The 18,198-nt window shown below is 61.7% G+C and carries 17 protein-coding genes and 1 tRNA gene; 10 read left to right on the forward strand and 8 right to left on the reverse strand.

The features are described from left to right. The first annotated feature begins 194 nt into the window (after positions 1–194). The 3 genes from J8C05_RS09435 to lpxC all read left to right on the forward strand — a co-directional run bounded on the left by J8C05_RS09435 (position 195) and on the right by lpxC (position 2,845). The gene (locus J8C05_RS09435) at positions 195–959 is read left to right on the forward strand and encodes a hypothetical protein (RefSeq protein ID WP_211421955.1); all 765 of its coding nucleotides are present in this window, start codon (positions 195–197) and stop codon (positions 957–959) included. 55 nt (positions 960–1,014) lie between these two features. Next, positions 1,015–1,674 (forward strand): arginine-tRNA-protein transferase, encoded by a 660-nt coding sequence (locus tag J8C05_RS09440; protein ID WP_211421956.1) that lies wholly within the window; start codon positions 1,015–1,017, stop codon positions 1,672–1,674. Positions 1,675–1,903: 229 nt separating this feature from the next. Then, a complete protein-coding gene (gene lpxC, locus J8C05_RS09445; protein ID WP_211421957.1) occupies positions 1,904–2,845 on the forward strand; it encodes a UDP-3-O-acyl-N-acetylglucosamine deacetylase in 942 nt (313 codons plus the stop codon). Here lpxC and J8C05_RS09450 read toward each other — a convergent pair. From J8C05_RS09450 to J8C05_RS09460, 3 genes are read right to left on the reverse strand one after another with little or no spacing between them, the layout of a single operon-like run. Continuing rightward, entirely contained in the window at positions 2,781–4,253 is a 1,473-nt protein-coding gene (locus J8C05_RS09450) for a PDZ domain-containing protein (RefSeq protein ID WP_211421958.1), read from the reverse strand. The genes lpxC and J8C05_RS09450 overlap by 65 nt on opposite strands. Positions 4,254–4,263: 10 nt before the next feature. Further along, positions 4,264–4,938, reverse strand: coding sequence for a hypothetical protein (locus J8C05_RS09455; protein ID WP_211421959.1), 675 nt, complete (start codon positions 4,936–4,938; stop codon positions 4,264–4,266). 42 nt (positions 4,939–4,980) lie between these two features. After that, positions 4,981–5,625 (reverse strand): RNA polymerase sigma factor, encoded by a 645-nt coding sequence (locus tag J8C05_RS09460; RefSeq protein WP_211421960.1) that lies wholly within the window; start codon positions 5,623–5,625, stop codon positions 4,981–4,983. A gap of 247 nt (positions 5,626–5,872) precedes the next feature. Here J8C05_RS09460 and amrB point away from each other — a divergent pair, with 247 nt between their 5' ends. Continuing rightward, positions 5,873–7,153 carry an AmmeMemoRadiSam system protein B gene (gene amrB, locus J8C05_RS09465; protein WP_211421961.1) on the forward strand — a complete coding sequence of 427 codons (1,281 nt, stop codon included), beginning with the start codon at positions 5,873–5,875 and terminating at the stop codon, positions 7,151–7,153. A gap of 760 nt (positions 7,154–7,913) precedes the next feature. On the opposite strand, the gene J8C05_RS09470 is transcribed toward amrB, so the two are convergent. From J8C05_RS09470 to J8C05_RS09480, 3 genes are all read right to left on the reverse strand, one after another. Further along, positions 7,914–8,222 carry a HepT-like ribonuclease domain-containing protein gene (locus tag J8C05_RS09470; RefSeq protein ID WP_246840690.1) on the reverse strand — a complete coding sequence of 103 codons (309 nt, stop codon included), beginning with the start codon at positions 8,220–8,222 and terminating at the stop codon, positions 7,914–7,916. A gap of 31 nt (positions 8,223–8,253) precedes the next feature. Further along, positions 8,254–8,547: a nucleotidyltransferase family protein gene (locus J8C05_RS09475; protein ID WP_211421962.1), complete on the reverse strand. Its 294-nt coding sequence runs from the start codon at positions 8,545–8,547 to the stop codon at positions 8,254–8,256. A 267-nt stretch (positions 8,548–8,814) separates the two neighbouring features. After that, positions 8,815–8,888, reverse strand: a tRNA-Val gene (locus J8C05_RS09480). A gap of 107 nt (positions 8,889–8,995) precedes the next feature. On the opposite strand from J8C05_RS09480, the gene J8C05_RS09485 reads away from it, so the two are divergent. Together J8C05_RS09485 and J8C05_RS09490 are read left to right on the forward strand one after the other, a co-directional pair. Then, positions 8,996–10,057, forward strand: coding sequence for a homoserine dehydrogenase (locus J8C05_RS09485; RefSeq protein WP_211421963.1), 1,062 nt, complete (start codon positions 8,996–8,998; stop codon positions 10,055–10,057). A 198-nt stretch (positions 10,058–10,255) separates the two neighbouring features. Continuing rightward, positions 10,256–10,780 carry a TlpA family protein disulfide reductase gene (locus J8C05_RS09490; protein WP_211421964.1) on the forward strand — a complete coding sequence of 175 codons (525 nt, stop codon included), beginning with the start codon at positions 10,256–10,258 and terminating at the stop codon, positions 10,778–10,780. A gap of 72 nt (positions 10,781–10,852) precedes the next feature. On the opposite strand, the gene J8C05_RS09495 is transcribed toward J8C05_RS09490, so the two are convergent. Next, positions 10,853–11,395 carry a NifU family protein gene (locus J8C05_RS09495; protein ID WP_211421965.1) on the reverse strand — a complete coding sequence of 181 codons (543 nt, stop codon included), beginning with the start codon at positions 11,393–11,395 and terminating at the stop codon, positions 10,853–10,855. A 155-nt stretch (positions 11,396–11,550) separates the two neighbouring features. Here J8C05_RS09495 and J8C05_RS09500 point away from each other — a divergent pair, with 155 nt between their 5' ends. Then, complete coding sequence (locus tag J8C05_RS09500; protein WP_211421966.1) at positions 11,551–12,159, forward strand: thiamine phosphate synthase; 609 nt, start codon at positions 11,551–11,553, stop codon at positions 12,157–12,159. A 56-nt stretch (positions 12,160–12,215) separates the two neighbouring features. Beyond that, positions 12,216–13,010 carry a hypothetical protein gene (locus J8C05_RS09505; protein ID WP_211421967.1) on the forward strand — a complete coding sequence of 265 codons (795 nt, stop codon included), beginning with the start codon at positions 12,216–12,218 and terminating at the stop codon, positions 13,008–13,010. 112 nt (positions 13,011–13,122) lie between these two features. Here the strand turns inward: J8C05_RS09505 and J8C05_RS09510 are convergent, their stop codons facing one another. Continuing rightward, positions 13,123–14,268, reverse strand: a complete 1,146-nt coding sequence (locus tag J8C05_RS09510; RefSeq protein WP_211421968.1) for an acyl-CoA dehydrogenase family protein — start codon at positions 14,266–14,268, stop codon at positions 13,123–13,125. 174 nt (positions 14,269–14,442) lie between these two features. Here J8C05_RS09510 and J8C05_RS09515 point away from each other — a divergent pair, with 174 nt between their 5' ends. Continuing rightward, positions 14,443–15,909: a DASS family sodium-coupled anion symporter gene (locus tag J8C05_RS09515; protein WP_211421969.1), complete on the forward strand. Its 1,467-nt coding sequence runs from the start codon at positions 14,443–14,445 to the stop codon at positions 15,907–15,909. A gap of 220 nt (positions 15,910–16,129) precedes the next feature. Next, the gene (locus tag J8C05_RS09520) at positions 16,130–18,196 is read left to right on the forward strand and encodes an alpha-ketoacid dehydrogenase subunit alpha/beta (RefSeq protein ID WP_246840766.1); all 2,067 of its coding nucleotides are present in this window, start codon (positions 16,130–16,132) and stop codon (positions 18,194–18,196) included. The last annotated feature ends 2 nt before the right edge of the window (positions 18,197–18,198 follow it).

Genomic DNA, 18,198 nt, shown 5'->3' on the forward strand with positions numbered 1-18,198 from the left:
GTGGTGCATCATCGGATGCCGCCCCCAAGGCCGGATGTTGGCTAGGGTACGGCGCACAGCAAGACCGGGTTTGTATCCTGATGCGCAATTCAGCACAATGCGCAGGTATCACCCCAGCCTGTATTCATCCCAGCGAGCCATTTTTCATGCTTCAGTTCAAGCTTCGACGTGGTCATTGGTGGAGACTGTCCTGCATGGTCTGCCTGGCCGGTTTTTTCGCCCTGGCCACCACTCCGTCCCAGGGGCAATATGTGCCTGTCCGCACCACGGACATCGTGCCTTTCGTTCCTGACCCGGATCAGTCCGGTGGAACGGCCAGCCCAACCGATCAGGGAGCCGGGGACCCGCTCCAACCCGCAGACCCAACCAAAGATGCCGGGGGCAAGGACCGCACCGGTGTCAATTTTGCCTCTGGCAAGGGTACGGTTTCTGAAGACGACTACCATCCCCTCACCGGAAAAGAGCGGTGGGAGTATTACTTCCGGGCAACCTACTGGAGTCCGGCGGCGGTGTTCGGGGCGGCCGGCCCCGCGCTGGGCGCACAGATCGGCAACTCTCCGCCAGAATGGGGTGGCGGCATCAAAGGCTACAGTCGGCGGCTGGCTTCGGAGTTTGGCAACAACATCATCACCAACAGCATCCAGTCGGGCCTGGCGGCACTCATCAAACATGAGCCACGCTATGTTCGGAGCGCCAAGAAGGGTTTCCTGAGACGAACCGGGCACGCCCTGGCCTTTGTCTTCGTCACCTACAACGACGATGGCAAGGTCCGGCCCGCCATCGCCAACCTGGTCGCCGACTACGGCGGCGCGTTTGCGCAAATCGCCTGGTATCCAAGTCGTTACACGGTACGTGGGGACGGCGTGCGGTTTGGCAACCTGGCGCTCGGCTTCAACTTCATTGCCAATCTCATCAATGAGTTCACGCCGGACATCAAACGGGTTTTCAAGCGCAAGTAGGCTGCGCCACGTGCACGCAGATCACGGCTGACGCCTTCCGGTTTCCAACTGGACTATGGCTCATGGACAGTACTTTGAAACCTCCCATGTCTCGCCGCGACAGTTGGACGTCCTGTGGGCCAACGGCTGGCGTCACTTTGGGACGTACTTTTACCGCTACTGGATCAACCTGACGGACGAGGGCGTACGGCACGTCCTCCCCCTGCGGATCAGACTGTCCGACTTTGCCCTTTCTGAGAGCCAACGCCGCATCCGCCGCCGCAACCGGGACCTGCGGGTGGTCATTCAGCCCACAGTCATTGACACGGCGACGCTTTTGCTCTTCGAGCGCCACAAACAGCGTTTCACGCACAATATCCCGGACTCCATCTACTCGTTCCTGTCGCCGGAACCGGCGTCGGTGCCCTGCCGCAACGAGGAAGTTGCGGTCTATGACGGAGAACGGCTCGTCGCCAAAAGCTTCCTGGACCTGGGCAAACAGTCCAGTTCCAGCGTCTATGGCATTTTCGACCCGGACTATGCCAGACGCAGCCTGGGCATTTTCACGATGCTGCTCGAAATTGCCTACTCGCAGGCACGGGGAGACAAGTTCTATTACCCCGGCTATGCCTACCACGAACCCTCCCACTACGACTACAAAAAGCGGTTCGTGGCGCTCGAATGGTTTGACTGGCAGGGCACCTGGCATCCCCTCCCCAATGGCCACCGTGGGTGATGTGGACAATCGTTCACACTACAGCGCCGCTTTTGCGGCCAACCGGCCACGCCGGGGCAGCCACTGACCGGCGCGAAACAGCCAACCAGTCGGCATAAGACCTTTTGTTTTCAGATACCTGGACACCCCACCCCACCTGTCTGGTGCGTGGCACGGAAACTGCTCCATAGCTTTGGGTTGGCATCATTCCTTTGGTTTCATCCTGATGACGGCCTGATCTTTCGTTTCCATGACCTACCAAACGACGCTGCGCCGCGCAGTCTCCCTTCGCGGCATTGGACTTCATACGGGACAGGAAGTTGAACTCACGCTGTGTCCGGCCCCGGCAGACACCGGTTACGTTTTCCGCCGCACGGATTTGAACGGTTTTGAAGTGGCGGCCGTCCCCCACCATGTCACGCACGTCAGCTATGCCACGACGTTGATGCGCGCCGGCGTGATGGTTTCAACCGTCGAGCATGTTCTTTCGGCGCTCTACGGCTGCGGCATAGACAACGCCATCCTCGATGTCACGAACTGCGAAGTGCCCATTCTGGACGGAAGCGCGCGCCACTTCGTCGAGGCCATTGCTGAAGCTGGAATCCTCACGCTGGAAAGTCCCCGGCAGGTCTTACAGGTCGAGCAGCGCATCGAAGTGGTCGAAGGCAACCGCCGGCTGGCCATCGAGCCGAGTGACCGTTTCTTCATCGAGAGTACGATTGACTTCGACCACCCGTGCATTGGGCGTCAAACCTTTGCCTGCGAAGTGACCCCGGTGACGTACCGGCAGGAGATTGCCCCGGCGCGCACCTTTGGCTTTCTCGCCGAGGCCGAGGCACTGCGCCGGCACGGGCTGGTGCGCGGGGCAACGCTCGAAAACGCCATCGTCCTCGATGCCGATTCCATCCTCAGCCCGAAGCCGCTGCGATTCCCGGATGAATTTGCTCGTCACAAGGTGCTGGACATCATTGGTGACTTCGCCCTGCTGGGGCTGTCACTGCGGGGACGCATCATCGCCGAACGCTCCGGGCACGGACTGCATTCGGCGCTCATCGGACGCCTGCTCCGGGAAGCCCGGGCCTGGACGGTCAACGGACTACCCAACGGGAACGGGCGGCCCTCTGCAACTACAGCTTCGGCGGGGGCAGCGGCAGGGTCAGGAGCAACTGCTGCGCTTGCCGCTCCCGGATGATTTCCACTGTTACCGGCGCTTCACCCTGCTGACTCAGGGACTGAAGTATCACTGCCGAGAGGTCGCGGCCGCGCCGGACCGGCTGGCCCTCCACCCGGACAATCACATCGCCCGAACGCAGCCCGGCCGCGGCGGCCGGGCTGTCGGCCAGAACATGCGTCACCAACAGACCGCCCGCCACACCAAAGAACTGTGCCAGTTGGGTGGTCAGGTCGGATGTCACCAGCCCGATGGCCAGGTGTTCGGCGGCCGGCGCTCTGGGCGTCGGCATATCTTCCGGCGAACCAAGTGTGACCTCGCACACCTGCTGCTGACCGTCGCGCTCCACCAACAGCTTGAGGGTCTCTCCGGCGGCGTGACTGACAACGACTTCATTGAGTTCACGCCTGGACTCCAGCGGTTGGTCATTGGCGGTCAGGATGAGATCGCCGGGGGACAGACCGGCTTCCTCGGCCGGACTTCCCGGCACAACGGCCGTGACCACCACCCCTTGGGCGGCAGAAGCCCCGAAGCGCGCGCGTTCTTCGGCTGGAAACGTCGCCAGGGTTTTTCCTTCAATGCCGAGCCAGCCGTGGGGGACACTCTTCCCGGCGGAAATGATGCGGTGCATCACCCGCTTGACATCTGTAACAGGCAACATGCGCAGGGACTTACCCTTCGGCTGCACAATCGCCACCAGCCGGTTCTGGCTGTCAACGGCGATGCCACAGTTGGCTTCAACCGGCAGGGCCAGCGATGGGTCCACGACCCAATCCGTCACCACCTCATCCCACACCAGGCGCGAAGCTGACTCCTCCGCCCGCCCGGGTGCCGCGTGCGCGGCCGGCGGCTGAAACATCGGCAGCATGATGCGTACCGTAAGGGGCTTGGTTGAGGCGCGCGTGTCCCGGACGGACAGTTTGCGCTCCGGCGCGGCCAGGGCATGCATGGTTGGCGGCGCAACCTGTAGCCCCGGAACCTGCAAGACACACAACCCCGTTGCCCCGTCCCGGCCAATGAACCGGGCCTGAAACTCCTGGCGGTCCTGGGTCTGGACCACAATGGTTGGATTGCCGGGGCCGGGCGGTACGTTGACGAGTTGGGTCAGCACATGCCCTTTGTCATCCACCACGATCCCCGTCGTGACATTCGTCAGCACGACATCCGAGGGCGCACATGTGCCATCAAGGGCGGCCGTGGAGACATCTTCGGCCGCGGCCGTCAGTTCCCCCATCGTCACGTGATGGTTGACGATGACGAGCCAGCGCCCCACACCAGTGGTGTCTGATTTGCGGAGGTCGGGCCTGCGCGAAGCGGAGGCGGCATCACGCGGGCGCTCGGCAACCTGGGCGTATCCGATAGCACCCGACAGAAGCGCACCCGCCAAAACCTTCATGGTCAATGCGCGCGCGCTGTGCGACAGCATCATGGGTGTCACGTTAGAATATGGAGTCGTCAGATGACTCTCCCTCTGCGGCTGGCCGGCGGTCCACGATCGGCTGCGCGCCGTACACCACGGGGGGCAGGCGCAGGACCTGCTCACCAGAGCGTCCCCGCCACAAGACGACGACGCCATTGGCTTCCCGGGCCGGCAACGATGCCTGGCGTACGGCAGCCGGTGTCATGCGTCCCGGACGGGCAACGGCCACCGCGGCCCGGGCCGGGACCGGCCGCGAACCCGGAAGGTTTCCACTGAGCTGACTCCTCAGTGCCGTCACCAGCGCCTGCTCCGGCAGGGTGGGCAGCACCAGTGCTGCCGCCACCGTGGGCGCGGGGTGGAGCACCATCTGCATGGACGAACGGACGGCGAGGGCACTGGTGACAACCACCACCAGCGCCACGGCAGCCAGTACGGGCGTGGGCACCCAGGCTAGGAAAGGTTCCCGAAAACGATGGGCATCCCGCCCCAACCGCAGGCGAAGTTCTGCATCGAAGGTGGCGGGCGGCAGGATGCGCGGCTGCCCGGACAGCAGGACCCGCAGAGACTGCATTTGTGCCGCATACGCCCGGCACTCCGCACAGGCCATCAGATGGGCGGCTGACTCTGGCGGCAAGGCTTCCGGGTCATACTCGACGGCTTCCAGTTGACGACGAATCGTGGAGCAACTCACCATAACGATCACTCCTGCATACTGCCCGGCAACAAACCGGCCACGTCACAGGTAAGCGCGCAGCTTGTCGCGCAACAATCCACGGGCGCGGTTGATGCGCGATTTCACGGTTCCTTCCGAGATGTTCAGGATGCCGGCAATTTCGTCATAGCTCAGCCCTTCGACATCCCGGAGCACCAGCGCCGCCCGGTATTTCTCCGGCAGCGTCTGAATGGCGCGCCCCACGGCTGCCCGGCGCTCACGCTCAATCAGGTCGGCATCCTGAAGGGGGCGCTCGTCAGGAATATCCAGTGGGGTTTCTTCCTCATCCTCGTGACGTGCCCAAGGGGTGAACAGCGAAACCAGTTTGCGGCGGCGACGCTGCCGTAGCTCGCTAATCGCCAGGTTCGTCGCAATCCGGTAGATGTAGGTCGAAAAATGAAACGTCGCCCGATAGCGCGCCACATTGGCATAGACGCGCAGGAAGGTTTCCTGCGCCAGTTCCACGGCGCGGTCGTAATCATCGAGCATGCGAAAGATGAAGTTCGTAATGGGCGTGCGGTAGCGCCGGACAATCTCCTGAAAGGCCTGTTCATCACCAGCCTGGACGGCGGCAATGAGTTCGTGGTCGCTGGCCGCATCCACCGTCACGACACGGTGTATCTCACCAGGTACGGGGTATGTCAGGGCGCTACTCATCAGATGCGACATCAACGCTCATTCCTCGCTCACAAAGTCAACATTCCACACAACCCGCAGTGACAGAGTTCGTTGGGGTTACACGCGCCAGACAGTCCGAAGTTCCACGATCTCAAAACGTTCTGCCGAATCGTCGGCGGGCCGTCGCCATGGCGCGCGTGGATGCCGGCGCGTTTCATGGCTATAGCGTGTTCACACGGCGCGCACAAGTGTTACATTGGCAGACAGGTCTCCCCCGCGCCATCCTGAATCCGTCCGTATGTCGCTTCATCCGATGACTGAATTTCCACGTCTCCGTCCGCTCCAGCTTTTTGCCGACGAAACTGCCCAGGTCATCATTGCCTATGATCCTCAAGGCTTCACGGAACCCATCGGTCTTGACATCCGCCTGGCGCCGCTGCTCCTGCTGTGCGATGGACAGCATTCCCTGTCCGAACTGCCGGCGCTGCTTCTGCACCGTTTCGGACAGCGGTGGTCGGCCGATGACCTGGCGGACATCATCCACCGCCTCGACGAGTGGTTGCTTTTGGACAGCCCACGTTTTGCCACCCTGGCAGCGCGTCAGATGGTGGAGTTCCGGGCGGCAACGGTACGGCCAGCAGCGCATGCTGGTGTCAGCTACCCGGATGAGCCGGAGGCGCTCCGCCAGCGCCTCGACGCCATTCTGGCGCACACGCCGGACTGTCCGCTTGGGGCCGCCCGGCTTGAGCAGCTTGTGGGCGTTGTGGCGCCGCACATTGATTTGCGGGTTGGGGAGCGGGCTTATGCTCCGGCCTACCGGCTCATCGAACGGCTTGCCGCCACCCTGCCGGACGGCGAACCGGTGACGTTCGTCGTGTTGGGCACGTCGCACTATGGCGGCGACGGGCTGTTCGTCGCCTCGCGCAAGGACTATGCCACGCCCTTGGGCGCGCTGCCCTGCGACCGTGAATTCCTTGACCGGCTGGAAATCCGCCTGGGCGCTTCCATCAGTGCCGACGACACCCCTCATCGGCAGGAACATGCCATTGAGTTTCAGGCGGTGTTCCTGCGGCACATCTTTGACCGGCATCTGGAGGCTGGGCGGCCGGTACGCATGGTGCCCATCCTGTGCACTTCCCTGCACGAACTGTATGCCGCAGACGAGGCCTGCCGCGAGCGCACGCAGGCGGAGTACCGGGCATTTATCGAGGCGTTACAGGCGACGCTGGCTGAACAGACCCACCGGACGCTGTTGCTGGTTGGCGGCGATCTGGCGCATGTGGGCCCCAAGTTTGGCGACCGCTTCGATGCCCAGACCAGGGCGGCGGAGCTGGAGCGCGCCGACACGGAACTGCTCGACTACGTTGCCACCGGCGACAGCGCAGCGGTGCTTGACCACATTGCCCGCGACGAAGATGTGCGCCGGGTCTGCGGTTTTCCGCCGCTGATGGCTTATCTGGATGCGCTGGCGGCGTTTGGCCCCACGGAAGGGCAGGTTCTGCACTATGAACAGTGGCAGGAACGCCCAACCCGTTCGGCCGTCACCTACGGCGCAGCCGCCGCATGGCGCAGCGTTTGATGGAGCGGAAACCGCGCCCCACCCTCCTGCATGTCGCACCCTGTTCATCGGTACCGACAAAAGCTGGTCCGGGACAATCTCCGCGCCTGCCTCGTCGTCAATTCAGCCCTGCAAACCAGATCGCATTGATCGTTCGATACAAGTCAGGTCTGAATCAGTTTATCCGGCTCACCTGCTTCCCGCACTGCACTACGTGCCGCACTGCCCCGGAACTGCGCCAGGGACGAGAGATTCCATCCCGGCCAGGCGTTTGTAACCTTGGTAGCCATGAGCCGCACCGGGGCAATTTAAATTGTGCGCGAGCAATTCCCATTTGCACGCGAACAATTATTTGCTCGGCAATCCATATCGCGTTCCCTTCGTCGAACCGGCAACGCGCCTGATTTTCCAGTTTTTTCAAGCCTTTTCAGCAAGCGGTAAGCCTGCATTGGGCCTGTTTTGCAGAGTTCGGCAACTTCACCCCGATCGGTAGAGCCGTGTCTTTCCAGGTATTGGAGTACCATCTGCTCCTGCTGGAGCAGTTCAAACCCACGCTGGTGGATGCAGGCGGATGTTGACCAAGGCGGCGTTTGAGCCAGACGTAGAAGAAATCAGAGAGGTCGGCGTAGGTCCACGTTGCCACAGTACGGCGGGTCGGTCAGCACAGCGTTGAAAGAGTTGTCGGGATAGGGAAGTTGCGTCGCTGCCCCCAGTGAACCTGTGGGATGCTCAAAACTTTCATTATGCTCTTCCTTGCTGGCTGAACCTCGTCGAAGAACTCTCACTGCAAGGTCTCTCTGGCCAACCGCTCCAGTACCGGAAGCAAGGGCGGAATATCCTGAGAAACTGTTTTCCAGATAATCTGCAAGTCAACACCGTGATATTCGTGAATGAGTTTATCGCGCATCCCTGCGATTTCCTTCCAGGGAACTTCGGGATACCTGCTCCGGGTATCTTCCGGTATCTTCTTTGCCGCCTCGCCCATGACCTCCAGCGAACGAATCACCGCATTGGCGGTCTTCCGGTCGTGGATGAATTCTTCGAGCCCATCCCCTCCACAAACTCCAAAGCCTCTTCGGCCGCGTTCCACATGTCCTCCAGATAGTCCTTCAAGGTTCGGCTCATATTGGCAACGCCTCTTGGAGGATGTACTTGCCGATGTGGGGTTTGAGGGCCTGGCGCGTCACCAGTTCCACCCGCACGCCCAAGAGATCGCTTAGGTACTGCTCCAGTTGAAGGAACCGAAAGAAGCCGGGGGGATCGTCAAACTCCACCAGGATGTCCAGGTCACTTTCTGCCGTCGCCTCTCCCCGCACATGGGAGCCGAAGATGGCAAGCTCCCGAACCCCGTAGCTTTGCGCCAGCTCTTCTTTGTGCTGCCGGAGAATCTGTATAAGCCGCTCAAGGTTTTCCATTTACTTTCCTCTTGATGCGCATAACGGATACGGTGCGCTTCCATGGCGAGGAAGAAGGCTTCGCTGCGTCCACTAAAATCGCGCCCTGTCCCGGTTGTCACGCTTACCCTGTCAGGTTCTTTACACTGAGAATACAGGGATAAAACTTCTGGGTCTTCGCGCTAACGACTTCAATCTTGATACGGTTTCCAAGCTGCTCGTGCGTGAGCAGGCGCACCGGCTCGGGCAAAAGGGGATGAATCGGCTGGCTGTGCAGGAAAGCTGGAGTGGGCGGTACAGGACTCGAACCTGTGACCCCTCGCGTGTGAAGCGAGTGCTCTACCAACTGAGACTAACCGCCCCCGCAACGAAGGCCCCAGACCCTAACAAACTCTTGCACCAACGTCAATTCAACCGATACAAACCAGCGCACAGGCACGCCATCCCACCACTGCATACATAACCCTTTATGCAAACACGAACCCTGCGCTGCATCCTGACCGGACTGGGCAACATCGGGCGTACCTTTCTGGAAATGCTCCCCAGCCGCACCACGCTCCTGCGCGAACGCTACGGACTGACCCTTCAGTTCGTCGCCGTGGCCGATACTTCAGGCTGCCTCGTCGGTGAACAGGGGCTGGACCCCGCCGCCATTGTGGAAGCCAAACGCCGCCGCCAGGGCGTCACCACACTGGCCGGCGGCAACCTCCACGTCACGGACATGCTGACCGCCGTCCGGCAACTGCCCGCCGACCTGCTCCTGGAAGCCACCCCGACCGACATCCAGACCGGACAGCCGGGACTCGACCTCGTGCGCGCGGCCCTCCAACGCGGGATGCACGTCGTCATGGCAAGCAAAGGTGCGCTCGTCGTCGCCTTCGATGAACTGGCCCGACACAGCGACTGGTCCGGCAACCGCCATGCGCCACGGCTGCGTTTCAGCGGCGCCGTGGCCGGGGCGCTCCCCAGTGTCAACGTTGGCTGGCGCGACCTGGCCGGCGGCGAAATCACCACACTTGAAGCCGTCCTCAACGGCACAACCCAGGTCATGCTGACCATGATGGGGGAAGGAAAAACCTACGCCGAAGCCTTGGCGGAAGCGCAGCGCATCGGCATTGCCGAACCCGATCCGACCCTCGATGTCGAGGGCTGGGATGCCGCCAACAAGCTGCTCATTCTGGCCAATGCCGTCCTGCGCCAACCCACACGCCTTTCCGGCATCGCCGTGGAAGGCATCACGCATATCACCCCGGATGACATCCGGCAGGCCCGGCATAACGGCGGCAATCTCATCCTTCTGGCCCGGGCCGAACGCGGAGCCGATGGACGCTATGCCCTGAGCGTCCGCCCAACCGCCGTTCCAGCCCATCACCCGCTGGCGCGTCTGGGCATGCAGGAAGCTGGCATCGTCTATCACAGCGATATTTTCGGACGGACGGCAGCCTTCAGCATGGAAGACGGCCCCCTTGGAACCGCCGCCGCCATGCTGCGCGATATTCTCTCCATCGCGCCTGACATCCTGCCCGAATAATGCCCGGACCAACGCCGTGCAAGGTACGCTTTCCAGCCAAAGCGTATGGCGGCTGCCAGGCAACGTTCGCAGATGGCTTCGCTTCGTAAGCTTACGTTCACTGCCCGAACATCAGATTTCGCTATGTTTTTGCCCGTATCTCAACCCACCGTTCGCACAGGACAGAACCCCAGACGTAGAGGAGGACTGACTTCCACGATGGTTCGCAAGGCAGCGGCTTGGCTTTTACTGGCAGCACTTCTTACCTTCATACCGAGCCGGACGGCACACGCCGGCGTTCCTACCGCTGACAACCTCATTGGCGGACAATCCCAAACCTTCACGCTTACCGACCAGTACAACCGCCCCCGTACAATTGCTTTCCCAACCGACAAACCGCTGGTGCTTATGCTTGGCGACCGTGGCGGTTCGGAACAAATCGAACCCTGGGTGCGGGAACTGTACCAACGCTATGGCGACAGCATCGAGATTCAGGGCATTGCCATCCTGCGCGGCGTGCCGGCGCCGATCCGTCCCATCATTCGGAGCCAACTGCGCAGCCGCGCGCCCAAAAGCGTCCTTCTCGACTGGGGCGGCGCGATTGCCGACATGTACCGTTGCCAAAGCGAAGTCTGTAACGTAGTGGTCATTGACCGCCAAGGGCGCATTTCCACCATCGTACGCGGCGGCGTCTCACCCGAACGTGCCCGGCTGGTCTGCCAGGCCCTTGACCGCATACGCTAACCTCACGGCTTCGCTCCTTGGACATCACCGGCCGGGCGCAACGCGCTGGCCGGCAATGACCAAATCCCATCATCAAACAGCGATAACTGTTATCTCCGGGTTGAACTCATCCCGCAGGATGCTCTGAATGCCATACAGCGTGCCGGAAATCGAACTCGGACAACTGCCACAGGCCCCCTGATAACGGACGGCCAGTGTGTTGTCCTGGTAACTGACGACTTCCAGTCCGCCACCATCGCCCGCCAGACCCGGACGAATCCGCGCATCCAGAATGTCGTTGATTCGGTCAAGGTCGGGATTTTCCCCCCGCTTGATGTTCGGCGCAGCCGGCGCACTTGCGCTGACCGGCTCGGCCGCACGGATGGGAATTGCCACCTGACGCAACAACTCATCCCACTCCACTTCATTGTCTTTGGTGATGGTGATGAAGCGGTCCATCATAAAGACACTCTTCACGTGGGGAATGGCCAACAACGCCTCGGCCAGCGGATGGGCTGCCGCATCCTGAAGGTTGGAAAAACTGAGCGAAACGCCCGGCGCGGTAATGGGTTCCTTGAGTACGATTTTCCGGGCTGCCGGATTGGGCGTGTACTCGATGTCATAAATCTTTGGCATGGCAACACAATCCTGAACAACAAGGTCTGACCACCGGCCGGCAGGACCACCTCCCCCGACAACGCGCGTGGTCTCTGCCAGCATCATAAGCAACCTGCCCGCCTTCGGTAGGCCGAATTTCCGTCACGGGCGCATACGTGCCTTGCTGATAGTCTATGCAACGCTACCTCATCACTGACCGCCGCCGTCTGTTCCGGGAAGGCGAACCCTACACCGAAGCGATAGCTGTACGGCGTCTCGTGGCGCTGGCCCGCTTCGCCGCCAGGGAAGGCATAGACTACCTTCAGTTGCGGGAAAAGGACTGGACAGCGCGCCAGATCACCGAGGTGGCAACGGCGATGGCCGCCGTTCTGGGCGAGACCCGAACCAGGTTGCTGGTCAACGACCGCTTCGATGTCGCCCTGGCTGCCCGGGCCCATGGTGTTCACCTCACCACGCGGTCGCTGCCAGCAAGGATCGTCCGGCAGTGTGTTCCGTCGGGCTTTCTCATCGCCGTCTCAACCCACAACCGCTGCGAAATTGCGGAAGCGGAAGGCTTTGCTGACTTTGCCGTGTGCGGTCCGGTTTTTCCGTCGGGAGACAAACCGGTTCTGGGGCTGGAAGCCTTTGCCGAACTGGCACGGACGACTTCCCTGCCGCTCTTCGCACTGGGCGGGATCGGCCCCGACCAGGCAGCACACGTACGGCAGGCCGGCGCTGCCGGCATCGCCGCCATTCGCGCCTTTGCCGGAGAGTTTCTCACCAGCTTCAACCCTGACACTTGACAGAACAATAATTGTGATGGCATTTCATCCACATATCATCCAAGGAGGAAACAACCATGGCATTCCGTCTGTTCAGTTTTGTGGTGTGGTTGGCATTTTCCCTGATGGTGGCGACACCCGTCGGTGCCCAGGAGGGTGAGCGTACCGGTAGCGCCACGCCCTCACAAACCGGCTCGGTCATGCCTGTGCCGGATACCTTGACCGGCAGTGGTCAGGCAGCCGTGCGCGTCTGGGGGGTGGCGCAGACGGCCCAACCCTATGCGGCGGCTTTTCTTGTAACCCACAACCGCACCGGGAAGTACGTTTCAGCCCTGCAACTCAAATGGCTGCTCTTTGACCTCAAGACGGACAGGCTGCTGGAAGAGGGTCGTGCAACGGCCCGCCGGCTGCCGGTCAGCATTGTTGAATCACTGCAGGAGAAGTCGCGCCTTGAGGATTTTGTCAACCTTCTCGGAACATCCGACTACGGACTGCCACTTGAGCCTTTCCGAAAGAAGTATCCAGACACGGCGCTGAAGCTGGTTTTCGTCGTTGAGCAGGCCCAGCTTCTGGGGGGCGAAACCTGGTCACGGGAAATCGTCCCGACGTTTCCCAACGAACCAGAAACCAGCGGCTACTGTCCAAACCAAAGGTGTGAGGCCGTCACAGACGCCAACGGCAATCTCGCCGGGTTTCGGTGCGATGACTTCAACGCCAGGGGGTTGCGCTGTGAAAACCACGGGACGTACTGCGCGATCTATCCTTGCCAGGCCCTTCAGCCCCAAGGGCTGAACCGAGGAATGGGACGTCCGCTCTGTGACACCCAGGGCAAACCTTCGTTTTGCGAAGACTGGTGGGCCATTTTCCCCTGAATGCCAAAAAACGTAGGGGCGGTTAGCCGTAGCAGTAGGGGCGGTTGGCCAACCGCCCGTTCTACAGCCAACCACCCCCACGGACAACCGCCCCCACGGCCACCGGCCCTGGTCACGGCTGCCGCAGCATCTCACGCGCAATGACAAGGCGCTGAATTTCAGACGTTCCCTCGCCAATCGTGCAGAGTTTGGCATCGCGCCAGAACTTCTCGGCCGGATAGTCTTTCGTGTAGCCGTAGCCGCCGTGAATCTGGATGGCTTCTTCCGCCACCCGGACGGCCATTTCTGAAGCGTACAGCTTGGCCATGGCGGATTCCTTTGTCGTACGCTTGCCGGCATCCTTCATCGCTGCCGCTTTCCAGGTCAGCAGGCGGGCGGCTTCGATCTGGGTTGCCATATCGGCCAGCTTCCACTGAATGGCCTGAAACTCGGCAATCGGACGCCCAAAGGCATAGCGTTCCCGGGCATAGCGCAGGGCCGCTTCGTACGCGCCCTGGGCAATACCGACCGACAGGGACGCAATGGAGATGCGTCCGCCGTCGAGAATCCTGAGCGCATCCACGAAACCTTCGTTTTCCCTGCCGAGCAGGTTTTCGGCCGGCACTTTCATATCCACAAAAGCCAGGCTGGCCGTGTCGGAAGCGCGCATGCCGAGCTTGTTTTCCTTTTTGCCCCGCACAAAGCCCGGCGTGTCCGTCGGGACAATGAAGGCTGAAATCCCATGCGTCCCCTTTGACCGGTCAGTGCTTGCCAACACAACGCACGTGTCGGCATAGCTTGCGTGAGTGATGAAGTTTTTGTTGCCGTTGAGAACAAAATGCCCATTTTGTCGCACGGCCGTGGTGGATAAACCGGCCGCGTCACTGCCGGAGCCGGGTTCGGTCAGGGCCCACGCGCCAAGTTTTTCGCCACGCGCCAGTGGCGCGACGAAGGTCTCCCGCTGCGCCTCCGTGCCGGCTGTGAAGATGTGATTCGTCCCCAGCGAGTTGTGGGCGGCAACCCCCAGCGCCACGGACGGGTCCACCCGCGCCAACTCTTCGATAATGGTGGCATACTCGATGTAACCCAAACCTGCCCCGCCATAAGCTTCCGGGATGATGATGCCCATCAGCCCCATTTCAGCCAGTTTGGGCTGAAGTTCCAGGGGAAACTGCTGCGGCTCATCCCACGCCATCACATAGGGGGCAATTTCGGCTTCGGCAAATTCCCGGACCGAGAACTTGATCCGGGACTGTTCTTCAGTGAGGTCCAGATGCATAACGCCCATAGTCTGACTCCTTGTTGCCGACGACCGGCGGAAAGAAACGAATGCCCAGCCGAAGCGGCCTCACACGACTTCGGCTCTATAAAAAAACCTTATTCAACGATAAGCTAAAACATTACCCGGAACAACCCCGGCGGAGCCGGGAGCAGAAGCGGACAGCAGAGGTTCATGACGCAGCCTGCCCACGATTCCCAACGTCCGGCGCGCTGGTGGCGCTGGCTGGCAACCCTTGGTGTCGGAAGCTTGGCCGGGGCATTGGCTCCGACGGACCTGGCCCCGAACACCCGTCCTCTGGCCGGGGTTTTTGCCGCCGTCATCACGGGTCTCATCCTACAGCCGGCGCCGGGCGGACTCGTCGTTTTGCTGGGCGTCGTTGCAGCGGCCGTCACCGGTGCGTTGTCACCCAAGTCGGCGCTGGCCGGTTATGGCGATCCCACGGTCTGGCTCGTGCTGGCGGCGTGTCTGATGGCGCGTGCCATGACGCTCACCGGCTTTGGGCGGCGACTGGCCTTCTGGTTCATCCGGGCTATGGGCCGCCGGACGCTCGGCCTGGGCTACGCGCTCGTTGCCACGGATGTCACCTTGGCAGCGGTGATTCCCTCCAACGGCGCACGCGCCGGTGGGGTATTGTTTCCCATCGTCAAGAGTGTCGCTGAAGCGTACGACTCGCACCCCGGAGCAACGGCGCGTCGTCTGGGCGCTTTCCTGGTGGTGATGGTCTATCAGTGTGAAGTCATTGCCTGCGCCCTGTTCCTGACCGGGCAGGCCTCGAACATCCTCATTGCCCGGCTGGCCAAAACGACCGCCAATGTGGATTTGACCTATGGCGGCTGGTTTGTCGGCGGCAGCATCCCGGCGCTCATTTCGCTGGCCGTCGTGCCCCTGCTGCTCTACCGCCTGTTTCCGCCGGAGATCACCCACACGCCGGACGCCACCCGTTTGGCACAGGCCGAACTGGCGCAACTCGGCCCGATGAGCCGCGCCGAATGGATACTCGCTGGGATATTCGTGCTCGTCATCGGATTGTGGCTGGCGCCGACGGTTCCTATTTTCGCGGCACCGCTGCGTAGCCTCGGCCTCGAAGGCTTGCTCAACTACACCAGCGTGGCGCTCATCGGCGTCGGAACGCTGCTGCTGACGGGCGTTCTCACCTGGGAAGACGTGACCGGCGAACGCTTCGCCTGGGATGTCTTCCTGTGGTACGGCGGGCTGGTCCGGCTTGCCGAAGCCCTGGGCGAAACCGGGCTGACCGAACGTTTCGCGCAGGCCGTCGCCGGCAGTGCAGAAGGATGGACGTGGCCTCTGGCCGGGCTGACGCTGCTGGCCGCCTACTTCTATGCCCACTACGCCTTCGCCAGCATTACCGCCCATGCCACAGCCATGTACGTCCCCTTTCTCGTCGTCCTGACGGCCGCCGGCACGCCTCCACTGCTGGCCGCTTTCGCGCTGGCCTATGCCTCAAACCTGTGCGCTGGACTGACCCACTATGGAACGACACCGGCCCCCATCTACTTTGCGGCCGGCTATGTCTCGCAGCGTACGTGGTGGCGGCTGGGACTGGTGGCCTCAGTGGTCAATCTGACCATCTGGCTGACCGTGGGACTGCTCTGGTGGCGCTTCCTTGGTTACTGGTGACGGCACACCGGCTGGAAGGAAAAGTGCCAAAACATACACTTTACATTTTTGGGCTTGAAAAACGACGCGCAACCAACGACAAACAGCATTTTACGCTCCGTCGTCCGGCGGCGCGGCGTGCTTCCCCGGCACGCCCGGATTTCTTTCCAAAGGAGATTGTCTTGTGCAGCCCCAACCCGTCCTTCATCCGACCTACGCCGGACTTGAACCGGCCGACCTGATGGCGATGTACCGTACGATGGTGCTGTCGCGCCGTCTCGACGACAAGGAAATCCAGCTCAAGGGCCAGAACAAGGTCTTTTTCCAGATCAGCGGCGCCGGCCATGAGGCCATTCTCGTCGCGGCCGGACGGGTTCTGCGCCCCGGCTACGACTGGTTTTATGCCTACTACCGCGACCGCGCGCTGTGCCTCGAACTCGGCATGACGCCGCTGGAGATGCTGCTTGCAGCCGTCGGCGCGGCGGCTGATCCCAACTCCGGCGGGCGTCAGATGCCCTCCCACTGGGGACACAAGGACCTCAACATCGTCTCGAAATCAAGTTGCACGGGAACGCAGTTTCTGCAGGCTGTCGGCTGTGCCGAAGCCATGTACCGGCAAGCCAGATTGCAGCTTGATGAAAGGACGTTGGGGCGCACATTCCCACCTGATGCCGTCGTCTATTGTTCGGCCGGTGAAGGGACGACGAGCGAAGGCGAGTTTTTTGAATCCCTCAACACGGCCTGCAACCTCAAGCTGCCCGTCGTCTATGTAATTGAAGACAACGGCTATGCCATTTCCGTGCCGGTCGAAGTGCAAACGGCCGGCGGGAGCATCTCCCAGCTTGTGCGCAACTACCCCGATCTGCTGGTGCTGGAAGTGGACGGCACCGACCTGCTGGCCAGCTACCAGACCATGCAGACGGCCGTGGCCTATGCCCGTGCGCGGCGCGGCCCGGCGCTCGTGCACGCGCATGTCATCCGCCCCTATTCCCATTCCCTGTCAGACGATGAGCGGCTGTACCGCACACCAACCGAACGGGAAAGTGACGCCCGGCGCGATCCGCTCGTGACCTTTGCCCACTTCCTGCTGCGTGAGGGCATCGCCACCGAACAGGACCTGGTGGCGCTCCGGGCCGATGTCGAACGGGAAGTCAACGCGGCGGCCGATGCGGCGCTGGCCAGCCCGCAGCCAGCGCCGGAAACGGCCACCCAGTATGTCTATTCGCCGGATGTGGACCCGACTTCGCCGGCCTTTGACAGCCCGCGCACCAACACAGAAGGGACGCCGGGCACCATGGTGGACCTGCTCAACGCCTGCCTCCGTGACGAAATGGCGCGCGACCCACGGATTCTCATCTTTGGCGAAGACGTGGCTGACACAAGCCGCGAGGAAAACCTCAAGGAAGTCAAAGGCAAGGGCGGCGTCTTCAAGGTGACGCACAACCTGCAACGGCTCTACGGCAGCCAGCGGGTGTACAACTCGCCGCTGGCCGAAGCCAACATCATCGGACGGGCCATCGGGCTGGCCACGGCCGGCTTCAAGCCGGTTGTCGAAATCCAGTTTTTTGACTACATCTGGCCGGCCTACATGCAGCTTCGCAACGAGCTGGCACTGCTGCGCTGGCGCTCCAACGGAGCGTTCAAGTGTCCGGTTGTCGTACGTGTGCCGATTGGCGGCTACCTCAAGGGCGGAGCGATTTATCACAGCCAATCCGGTGAAGTGCTCTTTACCCACATTCCCGGCTTGCGGGTGGTGTTTCCCTCAACAGCCGAAGACGCCAACGGACTGCTGCGGACGGCCATCCGCGCCGACGACCCGGTGATCTTTCTCGAACACAAGCACCTGTACCGCCAAGCCTACAACAAGGGCATCTACCCCGGACCGGACTACATGATTCCATTTGGCAAAGGCAAGGTCGTCCGGGAAGGCGATGACCTGACCGTTGTGACCTACGGCGCGCTTGTCCAGCAGGCGCTCGTGGCCGCCCGGGAAGTTGAACGCGACCATGACATTTCCGTGGAAGTCATTGACCTGCGGACGCTTTCGCCCTACGACTGGGAAGCGATCGTGGCTTCGGTGAGAAAGACCAACCGCGTCATCGTAGCCCACGAGGAACCGCTTTCCTGGGGCTACGGAGCCGAAATTGCCGCACGCATCGGCGAAGAACTCTTTGACGACCTTGACGCTCCGGTGCGGCGGATTGGGGCGCTGGATACCTTCGTCGGCTATGCGCCGCAGCTTGAAGACTACATCCTGCCCCAGATTCCCGACCTCATCGGGGCCATGGTGGCGCTGGCCGAATACTGAGC

It is taken from the genome of Chloracidobacterium sp. N (genome assembly GCF_018304765.1).
Classification (GTDB): domain Bacteria; phylum Acidobacteriota; class Blastocatellia; order Chloracidobacteriales; family Chloracidobacteriaceae; genus Chloracidobacterium; species Chloracidobacterium aggregatum.